Origin of the sequence: Marinobacter sp. bablab_jr008 (assembly GCF_016464145.1) — a bacterium.
GTDB classification, from domain to species: Bacteria; Pseudomonadota; Gammaproteobacteria; order Pseudomonadales; family Oleiphilaceae; genus Marinobacter; species Marinobacter nauticus.
The window spans coordinates 35,934-55,835 of record NZ_JACDWW010000054.1; the positions used below are offsets into that span (position 1 = coordinate 35,934).

At 57.2% G+C, this 19,902-nt stretch carries 15 protein-coding genes; 4 read left to right on the top strand and 11 right to left on the bottom strand.

The window, feature by feature from the left end; translation table 11 throughout:
• Positions 1–3 precede the first annotated feature (3 nt).
• The 10 genes from JIF53_RS07475 to JIF53_RS07520 are packed head-to-tail and all read right to left on the bottom strand — an operon-like array spanning position 4 to position 11,935.
• Positions 4–573, bottom strand: coding sequence for a tetratricopeptide repeat protein (locus JIF53_RS07475; RefSeq protein WP_153741425.1), 570 nt, complete (start codon positions 571–573; stop codon positions 4–6).
• Positions 560–3,442, bottom strand: a complete 2,883-nt coding sequence (locus tag JIF53_RS07480) for a tetratricopeptide repeat protein (RefSeq protein WP_228285499.1) — start codon at positions 3,440–3,442, stop codon at positions 560–562. The genes JIF53_RS07475 and JIF53_RS07480 overlap by 14 nt, the downstream gene beginning before the upstream one ends.
• Entirely contained in the window at positions 3,435–5,369 is a 1,935-nt protein-coding gene (locus JIF53_RS07485) for a tetratricopeptide repeat protein (protein WP_227548967.1), read from the bottom strand. The genes JIF53_RS07480 and JIF53_RS07485 overlap by 8 nt, the downstream gene beginning before the upstream one ends.
• Before the next feature lie 20 nt (positions 5,370–5,389).
• Positions 5,390–5,941, bottom strand: a complete 552-nt coding sequence (locus JIF53_RS07490; protein WP_023009964.1) for a hypothetical protein — start codon at positions 5,939–5,941, stop codon at positions 5,390–5,392.
• A 19-nt stretch (positions 5,942–5,960) separates the two neighbouring features.
• Positions 5,961–7,079 carry a DUF3570 domain-containing protein gene (locus JIF53_RS07495; protein ID WP_199452248.1) on the bottom strand — a complete coding sequence of 373 codons (1,119 nt, stop codon included), beginning with the start codon at positions 7,077–7,079 and terminating at the stop codon, positions 5,961–5,963.
• A 28-nt stretch (positions 7,080–7,107) separates the two neighbouring features.
• Entirely contained in the window at positions 7,108–7,344 is a 237-nt protein-coding gene (locus JIF53_RS07500) for a DUF4266 domain-containing protein (RefSeq protein ID WP_199452169.1), read from the bottom strand.
• Positions 7,345–7,363: 19 nt separating this feature from the next.
• Positions 7,364–7,867, bottom strand: coding sequence for a TlpA family protein disulfide reductase (locus JIF53_RS07505; protein WP_014421174.1), 504 nt, complete (start codon positions 7,865–7,867; stop codon positions 7,364–7,366).
• Positions 7,868–7,879: 12 nt separating this feature from the next.
• Positions 7,880–8,524, bottom strand: a complete 645-nt coding sequence (locus tag JIF53_RS07510) for an outer membrane beta-barrel domain-containing protein (protein ID WP_014421172.1) — start codon at positions 8,522–8,524, stop codon at positions 7,880–7,882.
• Positions 8,494–9,246, bottom strand: coding sequence for an SH3 domain-containing protein (locus tag JIF53_RS07515; protein ID WP_199452170.1), 753 nt, complete (start codon positions 9,244–9,246; stop codon positions 8,494–8,496). Before JIF53_RS07515 ends, JIF53_RS07510 begins: the two co-directional genes overlap by 31 nt.
• Positions 9,247–9,268: 22 nt before the next feature.
• On the bottom strand, positions 9,269–11,935 hold the full coding sequence (locus tag JIF53_RS07520; protein ID WP_199452171.1) for a PD40 domain-containing protein: 2,667 nt from the start codon (positions 11,933–11,935) through the stop codon (positions 9,269–9,271).
• 189 nt (positions 11,936–12,124) lie between these two features.
• Here JIF53_RS07520 and JIF53_RS07525 point away from each other — a divergent pair, with 189 nt between their 5' ends.
• From JIF53_RS07525 to JIF53_RS07535, 3 genes are all read left to right on the top strand, one after another.
• Positions 12,125–13,330: a hypothetical protein gene (locus JIF53_RS07525; RefSeq protein WP_228285500.1), complete on the top strand. Its 1,206-nt coding sequence runs from the start codon at positions 12,125–12,127 to the stop codon at positions 13,328–13,330.
• Positions 13,331–13,333: 3 nt separating this feature from the next.
• Positions 13,334–15,826, top strand: a complete 2,493-nt coding sequence (locus tag JIF53_RS07530) for a LamG domain-containing protein (protein WP_199452173.1) — start codon at positions 13,334–13,336, stop codon at positions 15,824–15,826.
• Positions 15,827–15,946: 120 nt separating this feature from the next.
• Entirely contained in the window at positions 15,947–17,401 is a 1,455-nt protein-coding gene (locus tag JIF53_RS07535; protein WP_228285501.1) for a general secretion pathway protein GspF, read from the top strand.
• A 20-nt stretch (positions 17,402–17,421) separates the two neighbouring features.
• On the opposite strand, the gene JIF53_RS07540 is transcribed toward JIF53_RS07535, so the two are convergent.
• On the bottom strand, positions 17,422–18,423 hold the full coding sequence (locus JIF53_RS07540) for an FAD:protein FMN transferase (RefSeq protein ID WP_199452175.1): 1,002 nt from the start codon (positions 18,421–18,423) through the stop codon (positions 17,422–17,424).
• Positions 18,424–18,623: 200 nt separating this feature from the next.
• On the opposite strand from JIF53_RS07540, the gene JIF53_RS07545 reads away from it, so the two are divergent.
• Positions 18,624–19,874 (top strand): substrate-binding protein, encoded by a 1,251-nt coding sequence (locus JIF53_RS07545; protein WP_011785305.1) that lies wholly within the window; start codon positions 18,624–18,626, stop codon positions 19,872–19,874.
• Positions 19,875–19,902: the final 28 nt, after the last annotated feature.

Below are 19,902 nucleotides of genomic sequence, written 5' to 3' on the forward strand. Positions count from 1 at the left end.
AAATCAGATTCTGTTTTTCGCATCAAATATCCAGTCTTCCAGTCTCGGGTGCGGTTCTCTGGCAGCCGATTGATAACGCTCATAGAGTTCGATCGCATCGGCAGGGTTACCCAGATAGATATCCAGCAGGAAGGCCAGATTAAGAATCGCAGGCGCGTAATCCGGATCCGCCGCCAACGCAGCTCGGTAATACCGTTCCGCCTCATCGAATTCTCCGGCATTTCGGGCAATCACGCCCAGATGATTCAAAGCCTGGACCTGTTCGGAATTAACCGCCAGCGCGCGCTCAAACCATTCTTTCGCGCTATCGGCGTCCCCTTCCCGGAAAGCAATGATGCCAAGGTTGGCCATGGGGCCGGCTTTGTCCGGATAGTTCCGGGCCAATTGTTCAAAAACGGTCCGGGCTTCGGCAAAGTTGCCCTGCTCCATGGCCTTGACCGCTTCGCTGAATGACGCCTCGAGGACAGCCTGCTCGACCTGAGGATCAGATTCTGGCGGCGTCGGGGCCGTGACACATCCAGACAACGCGACTGACAACAAAAGACAGAGACCACAGGTCTTAATCAAGTTCATAGACAACCCCCGAGGTCACTTCTTCCTTCCGGTAGCGCCCTGGCAGCAGGACTTTCAGGGCCTCGTAGCTGCGCTTGACCCACTCATCGAAAATGCCCTCCCGGGCCCGCCGGATGTTCTGCTCGTGGATATCGATGGCGTTGTCTTCGAATGGATAGGCCTGCTCTTCCAACAAAAGCTCGTACTGGGCCAGCTCAAGCTCACTCAACCCGGAGGGCCGCTCCGAATCCATCAGATCGGCACCGAGGCGTCCATAGATATGGGCAATCTGGTATCCGGCCTCGGTTGCGAACGTCGAAAGGCCGTAACTGGCGGTTTTCTTGTAAGCATTAACTGCCCCTTCAAGCGCATCGGTCTTTGCAGCCATGCTCTCATTCAGTGGCAACGTCAGGCGAATGCTGTCATACCGGGCAAGCGCTTCGCGGGCGAGAATGGCCGAGGCTGACGCGGCAAGGTAGCGCATGCGGTCGTCCGCCGCGTCCGGATTCCGGTCCACCGTTTCCATTTGCTTGCGCAACCAGTAATCTCTTTTTACGGTGTCATCAGCTTGCTGATAGAGCTCAGCCAGCCGATTGGCCGCTTCCATGTAGACATCGGCCGGCTCGGGATGGCTGTTGGCGTAATTCCGCCAGGTATCGATGGCCTTGTCACGGTTTCCGGCCTGATCGTACAGCTCTGCTGCAATCAACAGGTTTTCTCTTCGCTCTTCCGGCGTTGTCGCCAGGGCCACCATTTGCTGAAGTTCGTCGGCTGCTCGCTCCCACTGCGCCGTTTCACGATAGGCCAACGCCAGTTTTGCCGGGACCGTATCAATCAATTCGTGGTCCGGGAAAGCCCTTCGGAAACTGGTCAGCACACCAATGGCCGGTTCCCAGAGATTGGCGGTTATCAGAAGTGAGGCGGCATCGTATTCAGCGTTTGCCCTTAGTGCGGATTCCGGAACCACAGCACCGACTCGCAGGAACTCGCCGACGGCAGCTTCCACATTACCGGCATCGGCCAACTGCTCGGCCTGCCGATAGACCGCAGCGGCCAGGTTTTCACGCACCCCGCTTCTTCGCTCATCATCCTCTGCCATGGTCGCCAGGGCATCACGGTAAGCCTGCTCCGCCTCGGAGTATCGGGCCAGTTCAGAGAGGCTGTGGCCAGACAACAGCAAGGCTTCTGTCGTTAACTCAGCGGAAGGCGTGGGCTGCCAGGTCACAAGCCGGGCCGCCATATTGACGGTCTCTTCCCAGTTGTTCCGGTCAAACTCCTGCTGCAGCGCAATGTAATACACCGCCGGGGCCCTGGGGTCTTCGGGAAATGCATTTGCAAACCGCAGCCGATTCAACTGCTGCAGTTCCTGATAAGCCGCCTGTTCTGATATGGGTAGACTGTTCCAGGTTATTGAATACTCACGGAATGCCAGAACCGACGCGTAGCCGGCTTCGGCTGCCCGCCCGGATACGGTGTCCTGCGGGTAGTCATAGGCCACACGCTCGAAAGCGGCGATGGCTTCCGCCCAGTCTTCCAGCTCCAGATAGGTTTCACCCAGAAGGAACAGACGCTCCGGTGTGCGGGGATGATCCGGGAAGGTAGCGGCAAACTCGGCGTAATAACTAGCGGCTTTGCGGTAGTGATCGTTGGCCTGCTGTTCATCCATGACTTCCCCCGCCAACAGATACTGACGGTCTGCCAGCTCAGGCAGAAGCTGCTCCAGCTGTTGCTCAATGAAACCCATCGCATCGGGGCCCGCTGACTGCCAATAGGCGCTGTAAATTCCGTAACGGCTCACAAAGTCGGCCTTTCGTTCAGGCACAGTACGGGTGAAACCGGCCAGTTCCAGGGTATCGATAATCCGCATGTGGTAGCGAGGCGCCCAGGGACTCGCCGGGTGGTCTTCTATGAAGGCTTCAAATACGTCGATGGCGTCACCGTATTGTTCCCTCTCGACCAAAAGCCCACTGTAGCGGTCATAAACCAGAATTTCGTATGGACGCCCGCCCGTCTGGCGAAACAACGCCTGCAGGGTTTCCGCGCCATCAAGGTAAGACAGGGACAGCCCTACGACCCGGAACAGATCCTCGATCAGGGTCTGGCTCCGCTGATCCACATCTTCCACCGGCTGCCCCTCAGGCATCACCAAATCAAGCACTTCTACATAGCTGAACAGGGCTTCCTGGTATTGCGCCTGCTTGAACAGACTCCAGCCCTTCATGTAATGCGCGTTCACCAGAAATGAGGCATCGGCCATACGCTCCTGGCTGGCCAGAGTAACCTCGCCGAAGGCCTGCTCGGCTTCCCGGTATCGGCCATCGATAAACAGCAGATCGCCGCGGCGAAACTGAGCTTCTATCCAGTAGTCCGAATCGGGGTACCGCCGGACCAGAGTATCCAGAGTATCGAGTTGCTGGGGCGTCGCGCCCCGAAGCTCCCAGGCCCTGGCAAGCTGATAATAGATCTTGTCATTGCCCTCGCGCTCCGGGTATTCGGACAGAAGACGCTGGTAGGCCTCGATAGCACCGGCGAGCTCATCGACAGCGGTATCGGCCATTTTCCGCTCCGCCCGTTGGAATTCCAGATCGGCCAGCCGGTGGCGGATGGTAACCTGCTTGCGGGGATCGTCCACCAGCGGCAAAAGCGCCTTGTAGCTTTCCATCACTGTTTCGATGGAGACATCATCCGCGGGGCCGCTGCCAGCCTCGATACCCTGAACCTGACGGGTTTCAGTCGCCGGAAGCGCGGCCAGGGTACCCTCACGGACCCTGGGCATTTCCTCGTCGCCGGCGGGCATCATCGACTGTAACACCTGACAGCCACTGGCCATGAGCAGCGCACCTGCTACGACAAGGCCTTTCACCATCTTTCCAGGAGTCCCGTTACTCATCACCGGCTCCCGGGTTTTGCGATCTACGGAACAGTTGGTCCGCCAACCTGGCCTGGGCATGGCGGGAAGCCACCAGATACCCATTGAGCTCCTCCTGCTGGGCGACAAGCATGCTGTCTACCTGGCTCAGGAGGATTCGCCGGGCGTTGCTCAATGCAACCGCCACCTCTTGGCCAAGGGTGGCGAGTTCGCGCTCGCTGGCAGAAATGCGGCGAGCCAGTTCGGCATGGCGGCCATCGTCGGACATCAGGGTTTCAACCCTCTGCCGCTGGGCCTGGAAGTGCTGCATTTCACGATCCAGCTCCCGCAACTGCTTTTGCGCCGCCCAGCGATTCACGCCATAGTCATCCGCAATCCACCAGTCGAAGTAGGCACGCATCCTCCGGTAAGTCTCACGCTGCCTGGCCGTGGTGGCGTCGTCAGGCAAGCCCGCCAGCGTTTCTTCAACCTCGTTGAGCTTGTCTCTCAGTGCTTTCTGTTCTGCGGTCATGAAGAATTGAGCGTCTTCTTCAGCCAACGCAGTGGCGATCGTTTCCCTGAATTCCTCATGCAATGTCTGCCACTGGTTCGCCTGCTGGCTTTCGAGCGCCCGACGAGTTTCCGCAATCCGCACCTGACGCTGTTGTTCGCGGGTTTCCAGCATGATCCGGAAGGATTCAAACCGGGACTGCCGCTCGGCGATAAAGGATTGCATTTGGTAGAGCTCGTTCAATTCTGCAAGCGCCTGCTGGAAAGTCTCCGAAGCCAGCACTTCGGCTATGCCGAAATCGGCAGGCTGGACCCGCAAACGGCCGTAGGAATCCGTGAGAATCCCGTCGCTGTCACGAGTGAAGTCAAGCTGCGCCATCAGACTCTCTTCAGTGAGCCGATTCCGGATAATGTCCAGCTCCTCAATACGGGCCTGGTAAAGGTCGGCCGCTTGCCTGAAGGCCGGCAATGCTCGCTGTGGTTTGTTCATCTGCTCAAGAACATAGGCCCGGGCGAACGGAACCTGCTGGCGCCATGGCAAAAACAGATCCCTGCTCGACAGCGTATCGAGCGCATCAAGTGCCCGATCCGGCCTGCCCTGCCCGGCCGCCGCTATGGCATAGTCGAAAAGGGCCTGGTCAGCGAATACGCCATTCAGCGGCATGTCGCCAAGGATCTCAAGCGCCGCGTCGAACCGGCCATCCCTGAGGTAAAGCCGGGCAAGTGACAGTCGGGCCCTGTCCAACAGGCCTTCGCGTTCGGCCTCTGGTTCGGCGGAATCGGCAGACTGTTGAATGATGGCGATCAGTGTCTGCAGTTCAGCCTCGGCTGTCGCGACGTCTCCCGCGTCCAGAGCGGCGACGGCAGAATTGTATTGCAGGTAAAGGGACCAGATGTCCGTGTCTTCCAGTTGTTCCTTTAGCGACGTCAGCTTCGATACGTCTTCGATCCTCGAAGACATCATGGCCACTCGTGCTCGCAGATAAACCCACTCCCGAAAGAGGTCATGGTTGGCCTCAGCGAGTATCTCACCATCCACGCGCTCAAGATTCTCGCCGGCCAGCTCACGATTACCTTCCAGGAAAAACACCTTACCCAGATAGAACCAGGCCTGATTGCGAACCTCCGGCGAAAGTGTGCTACCCGCGCCGTCACTACCGAGCAGTTCCGTGAACAATTTGCTGGCCTCACGGGTCATGCCCCAGGACAACATCAGCCCACCCTCTACCAAAGCCGGGTGATCACCATGTCCTTCGATACCGCCTTGCTCACGGGCAACCGCCAGCTGGGTCAGAGCCTCAAAGACATTGCCCTGATGATACTCATACAGAGCCCAACCGTACCGAAGGTCCTTCGCCCGCTCAGGTCCGGGCTCATCGGCCTGGGCCGGAGCAACCATCGTCAGCCATAACAAAGCGCCGGTAAACAATACCGAACGCGTTCGAAATGGCTTGATCACTGTCAATCCCACGGCGCGGCTTACTCCCACTCCACGATGGAAACTGAGGGCTGATAATCGGAAGAGCGATCCTCAACACGGACCTCCAGTGCAGCTGTGCCGGTGCCCTTCTCGAATTCCAGCGACGCTGCCTGTTTGTAAGGCCGCTGATCCGGCCCGATGCCCTCAACGAACGCCGTCACCTGATGGGCTCCGGTCTTCAGGTTGCCCACGTAAAGCCTCTGCATACCGCCGCGTTCAAGTGCTTTCGCCTGACGCTCGGTATAGAGGTGAGAGGCAACGATCTCGTCGTCAACCTTCAGCTTGACCGCATCCAGCTTCAGAAACTTGCCAGCATCCACGCTGAGAAACACCGCAACCTGGGTGTTGGCCGGAAACAGCAGGTCCTCCTCAAGGATAAACAGATCCCGGTTAAGCCGGATAACCTTCTTCTTGAGGGCCTCAACCTGCTCGGCGACCGCGGTCTCGTCCTTCTCCTCCCCGGGATTGGACTGGGCGAAGGCAGGGGCTGTCAGGGCGAGGGTCAATGCCGCTAACAGCGCCGGAAATCGGGAGTTCAAGCAAGTGGCCATGGTCGTTCTTCCTGCATGCTCAGTATTCAAGAATCAATGACGCCCGGGTGACATAGGCATCGAAGGAATAAAGGGGTTCTTCGCCGGGGAGATAGTTTCCGGCCGCGGTGACATCGCGGAAGTTGTCATAATCAAAATTCAGCCAGTCCACCAACAGACTGAACTGCAGACGATCAATGCCCGGAAGCGACGTCTGTTTCCATTCGTACACCGCGCCTACTGCCAGGGTTGTCCCTGAAAGCGAGCTGAGCTCCTTGTCCCGGGCAAGATGGGTCTGAGAGTTCTTGAACGGGAAAAGATCGCTGTAAAAATCCGCCTCGTTCTGGGTGTAATAGCGGACGGAACCTTCAAGGGTCCAGTGCTGGGTCAACCCGTGCACGTAGCCCAGTTCCATGGTATGGGCGTTAATGCCCCAGGTATCTGAAAAATAGCGGTATTCACCGCGTATTGAGGCGCGATACGGCAGATAGTAAAGCGCTCTCACGGCCACGGAGGTACTGGTTCGGGTTTCCGGATACTGTTCCGGTTGAGTCAGGAACTCCGCTGGATTATCGGGATTAATGTAGCGGTTCACACGATACGGGTTTTGCAGATAACCCTCGTCTGTGACCACTTCGAGGTCCAGGCCTACCAGACTGTTACGGGTAACGACCTGGCTAAGGCCCAGTTGGTAGTTACGACGATCGGCTTCCTCGCTGAAGGAATCATTACCAACCCGACCCACTTCGTCCCAGCCACTGGCATAGCCCATGGTCACCGTGGACATGCCTCCGAAGAATTCCTGGCTCACCGAAAAATAGAGGGTATTGGCTTCGTAATCATTTTCCGTACTGTTGGTATAACCCAGACTCAGAATGGCCTTGTCGTACAGGTAATCCACACCCACGGTGTATTCTGTGCGCTCCTCCTCGTAGGCACTGGCTGTCGCCAATACATCCACCGAGGCAGCAGACACAGAATCCACGTAATACTGACCGAAAAATGAGACCTGGGGTCCAATGCCTTTGCGGACCAGCACCGACGGGCCATCAATCACCATGCCGCCACCATCGTAACGATGATAGAGCACGTCTACTTTGTCCACGGGTAAGGTCGCCGCTGTGGCGGACTGAACCGTGAGTAACGCCATCAGGGCCATCAGACTGAGTGCAGCAACCCGAAATCTGTCAGTTACAGCCACAGCCACCCCCTGAACCGCCTTCAGCGCCGCGAGCGGATTCTCTGGCCTGATAGACGTGATGCATGTAGGCGTCAGCCGTGCCATGCCTGCTCAGACTCATGACCGGATCCGCCAGATTGTCACGCTCGTAGGGTTTCACCCAGGGTTTTACCGAGCTGCAGCCGGTCGACATCAACAGCAGTGCAACCAGAGACAGGGACGACAGGATCGACAAAATTCGCATAGCGGGCACCGTCCAGAAGTTACTCGCGCACCAGTTCGCGAATCTGTTGCTCGTATTCATCCTCGTAACCTGGCTGGTAGCCGTAGTGCAGATATCGGGCATTGCCGTTCCGGTCAATCATCACCGTCGTTGGCATGGCCTGAACCTCATACAGTTCACTGACCGAGCTCTCCGGATCGTAAAGAATCGGATAGTTGACCGGCACCTTGTCGAGGAAACGGAGGGCTTCGTCCCGATTCTCATCCACGTTCACTGCCAGAATGGTGAAACCGAGATCCTTGTACTGGCTGTAAAGCTCGTCCATCAGGGGCATTTCCTGACGGCAGGGCCCACACCAGGAAGCCCAGAAGTTAAGCATAACGACCTCGCCCCGATGATCCTCCAGCCGCAGGTTTTCCCCGGAGCGGCTTTCCAGGGTAAAGTCTGGCGCCGGTACGTTAATGGCCTCAGCCGCGGCCAAGGGGCTCGCGCAGGCCAGTACACCCGCCAATGCCAGTCTTGCTATGGATGCTCTCACAGCCATTCCTCCTTAATTTCAGAAAAACACAGACAACCCGGTACTGACCTCGGTATTGACGGAGGTCTTCTCTTCCCCAAGCACGTCAATGTCGTAAAAGTGTTGCCGCACCCCAAAATGCACCGACACGCTGTCGGTCAATAGAACCTGATAGCCGGCCCCCGCATTCAGGGTGAAACGGGTATCGCCGGCAAACTCCGTGGCCCCTGCCCCGGCAATCAGATAGAAATTGGTGTTGAAGGCGTAATTCTCTGTGAGGAACGCCTCACCCGGCAGCACGTTGTACCCCAGGTTGATGTTGTAGTAGCTATAGTCCCGTTCACTGTCGGTCAGCACCTCCACATCTCCGGCCAGCTTCTCGAAACTGGTCTCGCCGCCTTCCGCAAAGCCCACACCTGCTTCGAAGAAGAACGATTCGCTCAGGTGGTATGTCAGCTTGCCGCCGTACAACAGGGACGATTCAAAATCCTCAATGTTCAGCACACCCACAAATGCCCCGATCTCGAAGTTTTCGGTATCGATCAGGGCTTCGGTAACCGGCACCGGCGTCACATCGGGCTCGATCAGCGGGCGGTCTTCCTGCGCCTGTCCTGCCGCAGCGGTGCAAAGGCCTGCCGCAAGGCACAGCGGTTTCAGAAAAAGATGCTTAGTCCGATTTTCCATTCTGTCGCTTCTTCGTTGGTGGACCGGGTCGTGAAGACTTTGTAGTCCTTCACCTCGGCACGGATGAAATATCGATCGGTGATGTAGGCCCTGATTCCAAGGCCAGCATGGCCGATGCTGTTATCACGTTCCTCCGGCTGGGCGAGAGACGCTTTCGGCTCAACCCAGATGTGGCCAATCCCCAGGGTGAAAAAAGGCGATATCCGCCAGTCCGGAAATGGCTGATGCACCAGATTGCCATTAACCATCCGAATCTCGGAGGCACTGCCAAGAATCTGAGACCCCCACAGCTCTGCAGACAGATTCCGGGTCAGCCAAAGACCTCCATAGCCAGCCATCACGGCAGCACCGTCAAACTCGCCCATCATCAAACCGGCTTCTGCCCGTCGCTTCCCGAACGAATCCAGGTCAGGAACCTGGAGGCTCACGGTCTCTCCCGTGACATCCACGGTTTGAGCCAGGTCCGCCACCGACACCCAGCCCTCCCTGCCTCGGGAGTCCATCACCTTGATCCAGCTGGTCTTGCGCTGAAGGATGGTGAGCCATTCGCCTTTCTCACTGGTGTGAAACACCGGATAGCCGGTTGCCGGGCCAGTCCGCCAGGACAGGTACGCTTCCGTTACCTGCACCCGGGCCACGTCTTCGTCTTCCGAGCCCCATAGCCAGCCAGCCCAACTCGAGGCAGGCAGCAACAGCAAAATCATGAGAATGGCGATGGGCATGGTACGAGCTTGAGTCCTTGGTTCAGTCTTCCGGGGCATCGAAGGGGTTGTTGTAATACTGCCCACCAATATCCAGCCACTCTGAAAGCAGCCTCAGTTCGGAGGGCATAAGAAAATCCTGATGGCTGCCGCCGACTGCGAATACATCAAAGAATCGACTGAAGCGGGCGCCATTTACCGACATGGATGGCCGAACCGGCACGGTCACCATAATTGGTTGCTCGTTGCCATCGACATCGAGGATCGGATTACCCTCTTCATCCCTCAGCACCTCCCCGGAATCCACCCGCACATCTACGAGGGCTCCGTCCATTAACGCCTGCTCGTTGTCCGGATAGAGGAGTTCGCGGTACGAATTGAAGTGAAGCGGCTCTGCAGGTGATGGGCCATCGCCCAGATCCAGTTGTCCCGCGGGCACTTGGGCCATTCCAGCGGCATCGGAGGTGGTGTGGCAGCCAGTGCAGGTGGAATCGGAAATGACGTCCATGGTGACAGGGTCCACTTCCTGCCGGACCTTGCTCCAGAGCGGGTGAATATGCTGTTCGTAGTTGATCACAATGCGGCAATTCGGCGCCCACTCGCCGGCACAGACAGCGGAAATGGGCGGAACCGTGTCCAGATCACCGTAGGCGTACGTGAAGCTTGCGCCCACTGGCGCCGCATTCGGGTCGGTCCAGTCATCTTCGTACACAAGATCCGGCGACGGTCGACGAATGCCGTTGATTCGGGCATAGACCTCGGCCATGGTTTCGCCCATATCAGCAAATAGTGCCGGATTAGTGTTGAGGAATGGCCGGCCAGTGGTTGGCGCCCCGGCCCAGGCAGGCTCGGGGCCGGCATCTGCCCGACCATGGGGTACGGGGCTGTCCGGATTATGGCAACCTGAACACTCCCGGGTTTCGCCGGGGCGAACGGACAGCCAGTTCTCATGCCTTGGCCCGAGTCTTCGCCCCTGCCCGTCCAGTACGCTGATCGCAAAGGAAACATTGGCAGGAACTGCAACCTTCACCGAGCCATCCGGTTCGATCGGGACATAACCGAGGATTTCCCGCATTAGCTGGGCAGGGCTTCGCCCGTATGCACTGTTATCGAAATCCCGTACGTCGTCATCGGGTATCGCCACGGGCTTCTCCAGGCGCAGGAATCTTGCCGGGCGCTGCTCCGGTGGCGTTTGCACCGGATCAGCCATAGCAGGGATGCCGGCTGGCGTGGTGTCCGTGCCGTCCAGATCGTAAACACTGCGAATGTGGAGAATTCCATAGCCGTCATCCGCCAACGCGCCAGCATCGCCGGGGAACTGGGCCTCTGGAATAAAACGTTCCAGAGGGCGACTTCGCATCAGCAAGGCCTCGTCAAACTGGACGCCTTCTACCGCAGTCACAATCGGACGGCGGGTGCTTTCTGCCGCATCCAGAAGCCAGAGCCCATACACCGGAGCGGCAGGGCGGTATTGGTCAGAAGCCAGTCGATCTTCCGTACAATTTACGATGCGATCGGTTGCAACGTCCTGCAATCGGCAAGGGGTCCAGCTGACGAGATAACGGCCGGTGCCATCCAGAAGCGGCGACGCAAACCCATAGCGCCCGTCAAGAGTTAACTCTCCATTCAGGCGAATGCCCGGAATCAATGAGCGTTGTCCCACACCCTCAGTGCCGTCAACGCGAAGATCGGCCTCTACAAATCGCTCAACATCAATTTCTGCCAGCACCGACGCATAGTCATCGCTTTCAAAAGGGCGCAGCTGAACCAGCAGGTTGCCTGAATCCAGTGCCTGGGGCCGCAGGAACTGGATGTCGCTGGCTTCCGGAATGGACTCATGGGAATGACGGCCATAAAGGTAGCTCAACCCGGTACCGTCAGGATTGACGCGATAAAGGTTCACACCATTGTTTCGAGTCTGACCGGCATTATCCCAACGACTGAAAATGATGGTGCCATCGCTCATAACCACGGGGTCCAGGTCATGGCTCTGGTTGAAGGTGATCTGCTCAATGTTCCGGCCATCGTCATCCATGACATGAAGCAGAAACGCGGGACTGTCCAACTCCTCATCCAGGCCGGAATACTGGGGCTTGCCCTCGTCCAGCAGGATCGCTTTGGATACACGCTGGCGCGTCGACGAGAAAACAATCCGGCCGTCAGGCAGATAAGCCGGCGCCACGTCTTGACCCGCGCGGGCGGTCACGTCCGAATCAATAATACGGCGAAGCGATGCCGTGGTTCGGTCGTATTCCCAGATATTCCAGGTGGGCTGTTCGTCATCATCGGCGCCATCTATTTCGGGGGCACGCAAGGCAAACAGCAACCGGTTCCCATCCTGGGAAACGTGAAGATCCTTAACGTCATAGGAGGATCCACCGGAAAATGCAGATGCGGAGATATCTTTTGCCGACGAACTTGCTGCCGCACTGGATTTCAGCAGGAGGCGGGCTCCGGGCCGAAACTCGGCAGGGTTCGCAAGATCATCCTCAACCAGCGATCCGGTGTTTTCATTGAATACAAGTTGCCGTTCTATGTAGGCAACCGGCTCCTCGACCACAACCGGATCAGCCTTCTGGCTGTCACCGCCAGACAGGCATCCTGTCAGCGACAGTGCACCGATACAGGCCAGCAACCGACCACGGTGATAGCGAGCAGAGAGAACCGATGACGTGACTTCCAATGTAACAAACCCTGTGGTGGATGACATTCCATGACATAAATTAAGTCGGTTCGAACCTGTCACTCCAAAGCTTTTACGTAACGCAATGTAATAACGTGGCCTGGGACTCAATTTTTAAGATATAGCAAGTCGTAAACTTTTAACAATTGTCAAAAAGCATTAATGTGCGGATGCTAACCATCATTGAGGGATACGGACATGACCGCCCGGAACAGGATGACAAGCCTGATTACCATGGCTTGCAGTATCATCGTTATTTCAGGAATGGTGTCCAGCCTGGCTGAGGCAGGCGCCAGGGAACAGGCCAAACAGATACACGACCGTATTGCGGGCGTTCCACCGTCCGAGAGCGTCCTGCAGTCGATGGCCGACCTGATACCTTCCAATCCCGAAGGCGCTGCGTTCATCGCCATGGAAGATCCCGCTTTTTACGATGTCACACTCAAGAACTTTGCTGCGCCCTGGACCAACGAGGCCATGTCCAAGTTCGTGCCTCTCAACGATTACATTGCCACCGTTGTCGGCATGGTTCGGGACGACCAGGATTTTCGGAAGATCCTGTTTGATGACGTGCTCTACATTGGCGATCCGTCCCTCGGCTTAACGCCCTATTCTGTGAGCAACAACGACCATTATTCGGAACTGGAATCCCGGGGCGTCAGCCTGCGCGACAACCTGATTCGGGTCAGCCAATCCAGCTATAACGGCTTGCCATCTTCGGCCACGGCCGGCGTGATCACATCCCGCGCCTCCGCCCGAGCATTCTTCAGCGCGGGCACCAACCGCGCCATGTTCCGGTTTACCCTGATCAACCACATGTGCAACGACCTGGAGCAGGTCGCTGACGTTACCCTGCCCACAGACCGTATTCGTCAGGATGTCTCCCGCAGCCCGGGCGGAGACAGCCGGGTTTTTCTCAACAACTGCGTAGGCTGCCACACCGGCATGGATCCGATGACCCAGGCCTTCGCTTACTACGACTATCAGTACAACCAGAATAGCGACCCGGACGGTGAACGGGGGCGCCTTATCTACAACGCCGTCGGCACAACAGATCCGGTAACCGGCACTCGGGTACAGAGCAAATATCACATCAATTCGGCCACCTTTGAGCAGGGTTATGTCACACCTGACGACCGCTGGGACAACTACTGGCGCCAGGGTGCCAATCGGCGCCTCGGCTGGGATCCAACCCTGCCCGGCTCCGGAAACGGTGCCAAGAGCCTGGGTCGGGAGTTCGCGCATTCCCGGGCCTTTGCCCAGTGTCAGGTGAAGAAAGTCTTCGAGAACGTTTGCCTGCGCCCACCCTCGGACAGTGACGACCGGGCAAAGGTCAACAGTATGGTTGTCAGCTTCGCGAACCAGGGCTACAACCTGAAGCAGGTGTTCGCTGAATCCGCTGTTTACTGCATGGGGGAGTAACAGATGATGACACTGCGAGCACACACACCGGCGCAAGCCCTGAAATCGGTACTCGTTGTTGTGGGAGCCACCCTGCTGCTGGCCGCCTGTGGGGGCGAATCGACCGAATCTCTCCCCAATACCTCCGGCAACTCAGGCGGTATGGTCTACAGTGGTCCGGCCCCGGCAACCGAGGATGTGTCCAATTTCAAACGCAGCGTTTGGGACAATCTGGTGACCCAGGATAAATGCGGGTCTTGCCACGGGGCCGATGGTCAGTCGCCCACCTTTGTTAACGAGCAGGACATCAACAGCGCCTATTCCCAGGCAAAGAAGATTGTAAATCTCTCGGATCCGTCTGACTCCCTGATGGTAACCAAAGTGGCAGATGGCCATAACTGCTGGTTATCCAGCAACTCTGCCTGCGCCGACATCCTGACAACCTACATCACAAACTGGGCAGGCGGTGGAGGTTCGGCCAAAACCGTCGAGTTACGTGCACCTGCCCTGAAAGATCCGGGGGCCACCATTTCTCTGCCGGCCGAGCCCGGCCTGTTCGCCACCACAGTGTATCCGGTGCTCGAACAGTACTGCAGCGAGTGCCATAGCGATGGTGGTCAGACACCCTATATTGCCAGTGCCGATGTAAACACCGCCTACCACCAGGCCCGAAGCCGCATTGATGCCACGGTGCCCGCCGACTCTCGCCTGGTACAGCGGCTGCGCTTTGACTTCCATAATTGCTGGGATAACGACTGCGTAGCCTCGGCCAACCTGATGGAAATGAAGATTCTGGAAATGGTCAAGGATCTGAGCGCAACGCCTGTCGACCCTGCCCTGGTGGTCAGCAAGGCGGTTGAGCTCAGTGCCGACGGCCTGCTGGCCAACTCCGGCGGTCGCTATGAAGACAATGTCATTGCCCTGTACGAATTCAAAGCGGGTGAAGGGCAAACTGCATTTGACACCAGCGGTATTGAGCCACCGCTCAATCTCACGCTCAGCGGCAACGTTGACTGGGTTGGCGGCTGGGGCATCGACCTTGGCCCCGCAGGAGAAAACAGCGAAGGATTTATGGTGCCTGCCGGCAAGGCCCAGGGCAGCACCTCGGCAAGCCGAAAACTCCATACCCAACTGACCACCTCCGGTGAATACAGCATCGAAGCCTGGGTAGCTCCCGGGAATATCACCCAGGAAGACGCCCGCATCGTCACCTATTCCGGCTCCGCGACCACACGCAATGTAACCCTGAGCCAGTCGCTCCAGCGTTACGAAGTACTGCATCGCTCCACCACCAGCGACGAGAACAGCGCCTTTGCGACTCAGGATGCCGATATGCTGTTACAAGCAACCTTGCAGCATGTGGTGGTTAATTACAGCCCGACGACCGGTCGACAGATCTTTGTCAATGGCGAGTTTTCGGGCGACCTTGATCCCGACGAGGGCGGACTGCTGACCGAGTGGGACGACAGCTTTGCCCTGGTGCTGGGTAATGAAACCGACGGCAATTCCCCGTGGCAGGGGGCCATCCGTATGGTGGCCATTCACAACCGTGCATTGACACCCCAGCAGATTCAGGCCAACTTTGAAGTGGGTGTGGGCCAGAAGTTCTATCTGCTGTTCGGGGTCTCCCACCTGATTGACCTGCCACAGAGCTTTATCGTCTTTGAAGTCAGCCAGTTCGACAGCTACGCCTACCGATTCACCAGTCCGTTTTTCATCAGCCTGGATGACAGCGTCGAGCCCTCGAATATCCCGCTCAGGGGAATGCGTTTGGGCATCAACGGTAAAGAAGCCACTGTCGGGCAAGCCTGGGCCAACCTCGATGTCCTGCTCGATGCAGACCTCTACCAGCCAGGCATCGGCCAGCCACTGTCCCCTATGGGCACCATTATTGCGCTTGAAGGCGGCCCCGGAATTGACGAGTTCTTCCTGACCTTTGATCAGATCGGCAGCAACCAGTTTGCCCGGACCGAGCCCGCGCCCCTGCCGCAGCCCGAGCCGGCAGACCTTCCGGCGTCACCGGAAATCGGTCTGAAAACCTTTGATGAAATCAATGCCTCCATGGCCCGAATGACCGGCGTTGCCACCACGCATCCGGATGTAAGTGCCACCTACAATACCGTGAAGCAACAACTGCCCACGGTGGAGAATATTCAGGGTTTCCTGTCGTCGCACCAGATGGCTGTTACGCAATTGGCTATCCAGTATTGCGATGCGTTGATAGAGAACAACGAGCTCCGATCAACTATGTTCCCTGGCTTTAACTTTTCTGCTCCGGCCGAAAACGCTTTTGATCATGGCGGCAACAGCTTGATTACAAGCTCCCTGATGACCCATTTCGTGGGAGATAATCTGGCTTCCCAACCGACCGACAATGAGATCCAGACAGAGCTGTATGCACTCATCAATAAGTTGAAAGCCTGTGGTGGTAATGCTTGTGAAGATGACCGCACCAAGACGATTGTCAAGGCAAGTTGTGCCGCTGTTCTTGGCAGCGCCACCACATTGGTTCAGTAAAGGAAGCCGATCATGTTTATACGCAAATCCCGGAAAAAACCTTTGGCAAACGGCAGCCCCCTCCTCCACCAGGATCATGGCAAGCCGCGGACCAGACGCGAGTTTATTTCCCAAGGACTGATGGCAGGTTCGGCCACCCTGTTTGGCGCCTCGGTCTTCAGCCTGTTCGCCAATCCACGTCAGGCAGCCGCAGCGCTGTCATCCGATCTCGATAATCTGAAAGAAAGCTGCGGTATCGCCGTGTCCGGTGCCGGAAAGATACCCTTCATCTGCTTTGATCTGGCCGGCGGCGCCAACATCGCGGGCTCCAACGTACTCATGGGCAAAGCGGGTGGTCAGATGGACTTTCTAACCACTGCGGGATACAACAAACTCGGGCTTCCGGGTGACATGCTGCCTTCTGACCCAGCCTTCGTAAACGAGGAGCTTGGCCTGGCGTTTCATTCCGATAGTGGTTTTCTGAGAGGTATTATGCAAAGCACCAGTGCCAGCACACGCGCAGGCGTGGATGGCGCTATCATCGCCGCTCGCTCAGAAAACGATACTGGCAACAATCCACACAACCCGATGTATGGAATCTACAAAGCCGGCGCCAACGGAGAGTTACTTACGTTAATAGGCTCCCAGAGCTCGGATTCCGGGGGCAACTCCATGGCGCCGATGAACCTGATAGACCCCGAAGTGAGGCCCACCAAGGTAGACCGCCCATCTGATGCCTCGGGTCTGGTAGACGTAGGCGATTTGATCGGAATTCTTGATCCCTCCGATGCTGTGGCCGTCATGGAGTCTATCTACCAGATCAGCGACGCCAAAATGAAAAAAGTGAACGCTGGGATCACCACAGATGAGGTGGTCAAAAAGCTGGTGAAGTGCGGGTATCTCAAGAGTGCAGACCTCGCAGACCGTTATGGCAAAGAGGCAAACCCTCTTGATCCAATGGCCGATCCCGACATCGTTGGCCCGGCCGGTATTTTCTCAAGCTCGGAATTCAACGGGAATCGGGAATTCCAGAAAACAGCCTCTGTGATGAAACTGGTGCTTAACGGCTACGCTGGTGCAGGTACTATCACCATGGGTGGATACGACTACCACACTGGTGAGCGAGGCACGGGAGAGCGGCGGGACGAACAGGCAGGCCGCTGCATGGGGGCATGTCTCGAATACGCTGCACGAATTGGAACGCCGCTGATGCTGTATGTATTCAGCGACGGCTCGGTTTCCAGCAATGGTCGAATTGATGACTCCCTGGAAGGCAGAGGCAAAGGTGAATGGACTGGTGACAACCAACAAACGGCTGCCTCGTTCTTCCTCATCTACGATCCAAAGGGCCGCCCTACCCCGATTAGAAGGCAAATCGGCTCCATGCGTCCAGATGCATCCGTTGACACAGGTTCCAGCCCGGCCGCCAACAACGTCAACCAGTTGGTTCAAACGGTGCTTTTGAACTACATGGCACTGCATGGCGAACAGGGTGATTTTGGCGCTCGCTTTACCGGCCACGGCCTGGGCAACAGCACCATGCAGGACAGCCTGATTGCGTTCTCCAATGTGGTCAACGGCACCATCAACGGCTGACAGCAGGGACGTTGCCTCTACTACGGCTCTGGGGGAACAAGCCCTTCTGACACATGCATCATGCGTTTGTCGTCGATCACAACCACATCGATCGCCGGCAAGCGCTCCACCATCTTGAGGCCTTTCTCAGGGCCCAGAACAAAAACCGCGGTGGACAAGCCATCGGTGGTCAATGCATCGTCACCAATAATCGTAACGCTCTGTACTCCCTTCACCGAACGGCCAGTGCTCGGTGACAGTATGTGGTGTACGCGCTCACCGGCGTCATCAACAAAAAAGCGCTCGTAGTCGCCGGATGTGGATACCGCTACATCCGCCAACGGCAACACCACCGCGTTGTCATTGCCAGACCGGGGATCCCGGATACCCACATACCACGGGCGCCCCCGCTTGTCCCCCAGCAGACGCATATCACCGCCAGCACTCAACCGGGCGTGGCGTATGCCGTGGGCTTCCAGCACTTCAATACCCAGATCGACAGCGTAACCTTTAGCAATGCCGCCCAGGTCCACCAGCATTCCCGGCTGGCGAAACGCCACCGTTTGCCCGGATACATCCAATACGACATCGCGGAAGTTTACCCGCGTGAGCCCGGTCGCTACCTGTTCATCCGTTGGCTGCTTGCCGGCCCGAAAGTCATAGAGGTAACCCACCGAGCCAAAGGTGACATCGAATGCCCCCTCACTCAGCTCGGACACCTCACGGGCTTTCTGAAGCACCTTAAACAGACCATCACTGACGTTAACCGGGCCTTTTCCAGCCTCCCGGTTCAGCGCTGATAATTCAGAATCTGCCCGGTACCGGCTCATTTGGGTATCAACACGGTGAAATACATCGAATACCTCACGGGCCACCACATCGGCGCTCACGCTTTCATCAGCCCAGAACTCAAGCTCAACGGGCGTTGTCATTGCCGTGTCGGAGTATCGGTGCCACTCGGCACTGGCCGGAAGCGCCACCAGCAAAGCGAGCAATGCCATGAGCACCACCGACAGGCTTTCAGGCGAGCGTGAGTTGGTCATTCTTCTCAATGTTTCCCTGCCTTATAGCAACGGTTGTGTGATCGAACGCTCGTCCTACAAATTGTTACCGGAACTTCAACTTTAGTCCCATTGTTGGCCGGACAGTATCGGCTGACACTTGAGTTGCCCAATAAACAATCAAAATAACTGTTTGCAACGCAGCCATACCCGCTGTGCTGCCGTTACGGAGGCCAACGTAAATGAGACCAAGGAACGCGCTGATCTTTGCGACTGTCCTGCTATTATCCAGCACGACCGTCCTCGCCGATACCCTCAAGATAGGTTTGAATTACCCCCAGACCGGAAGATACAAGGACCAGGGCCTTCAACAACGGCTTGGCGCCTATCTGGCGGTAGATGAAATCAACCAGGCAGGCGGTGTTATGGGCCAGCCCCTCGAACTGGTGATTCGCAATACCCGTGGAGAACCAGACCAGGGCGCCAGGAATACCGCCGAACTGATTGACCGCGAGGGCGCGCAGATGGTTTTCGGTGGCGTCTCCAGCGCCGTCGCTATTGCTTCCGGCAAAGCCGCCAGGGATCGTAACCGAATCTACTTCGGCACCCTGACCTACTCCAATGCCACCACCGGCGCCGAGGGGCATCGATATATGTTCCGGGAGCCCTACAACGCCTGGATGACGGCCAAGGCACTGAGCCAGTATCTCAATCGTAACCACGCCGACCAGAAGTTTTTCTACATCACCTCAGACTACACCTGGGGATGGTCCGTGGAAGAATCGGTACGAAAGTTTTCCAACACCGAAAACACCGACGTGCACCAGGGTGTAAAAACCCCCTTCCCCCGGGCGCTGATCAATGATTTCCGCGCAGCGCTGGAACAGGCCCAGGAGAGCGATGCCAAAGTATTGATGATGGTATTGTTCGGCGATGACATGGTCCGGGCTCTGAACCTGGCCTATGAAATGGGTTTGACGGAAAAAATGCAGATCGTTGTGCCCAACCTGACACTGGGGATGGTCAGACAGGTTGGCCCGACCATCATGGAAGGTGTTGTTGGTGCCGCCCCCTGGGTCTGGAACCTGCCCTACGAGAACAACTACCAGCGCGGTAAAGACTTTGTTGAGGCCTTCTCAGACCGCTATGAAATGCGCCCTTCATCATCCGCGGCCTCGGCCTACAGCATTGTTTACCAGTACAAGGATGCTGTCGAACGGGCCGGCAGCACCAACACAGACGCCGTTATCCGGGCCCTTGAGGGGCATCGCTACAGCTTCCTGAAAGATGAACAGTACTGGCGCGAGTTCGACCACCAGAATGTCCAGACCGTCTACGTGGTCCGGATCAAACCTCGTGAAACCGTGGTGGCAGACCAGTTCAGCTCTGATTACTTCGAGATCATCGACTTCCTGCCCGGTGATGAAGCCGCACAAACCCGCGAAGAGTGGGAGCAACGCCGCAAAGAGGCAGGTAAGCCCACCCGCCTGTGACAGGGTCGCTTTACCGGACCAGGCAGTT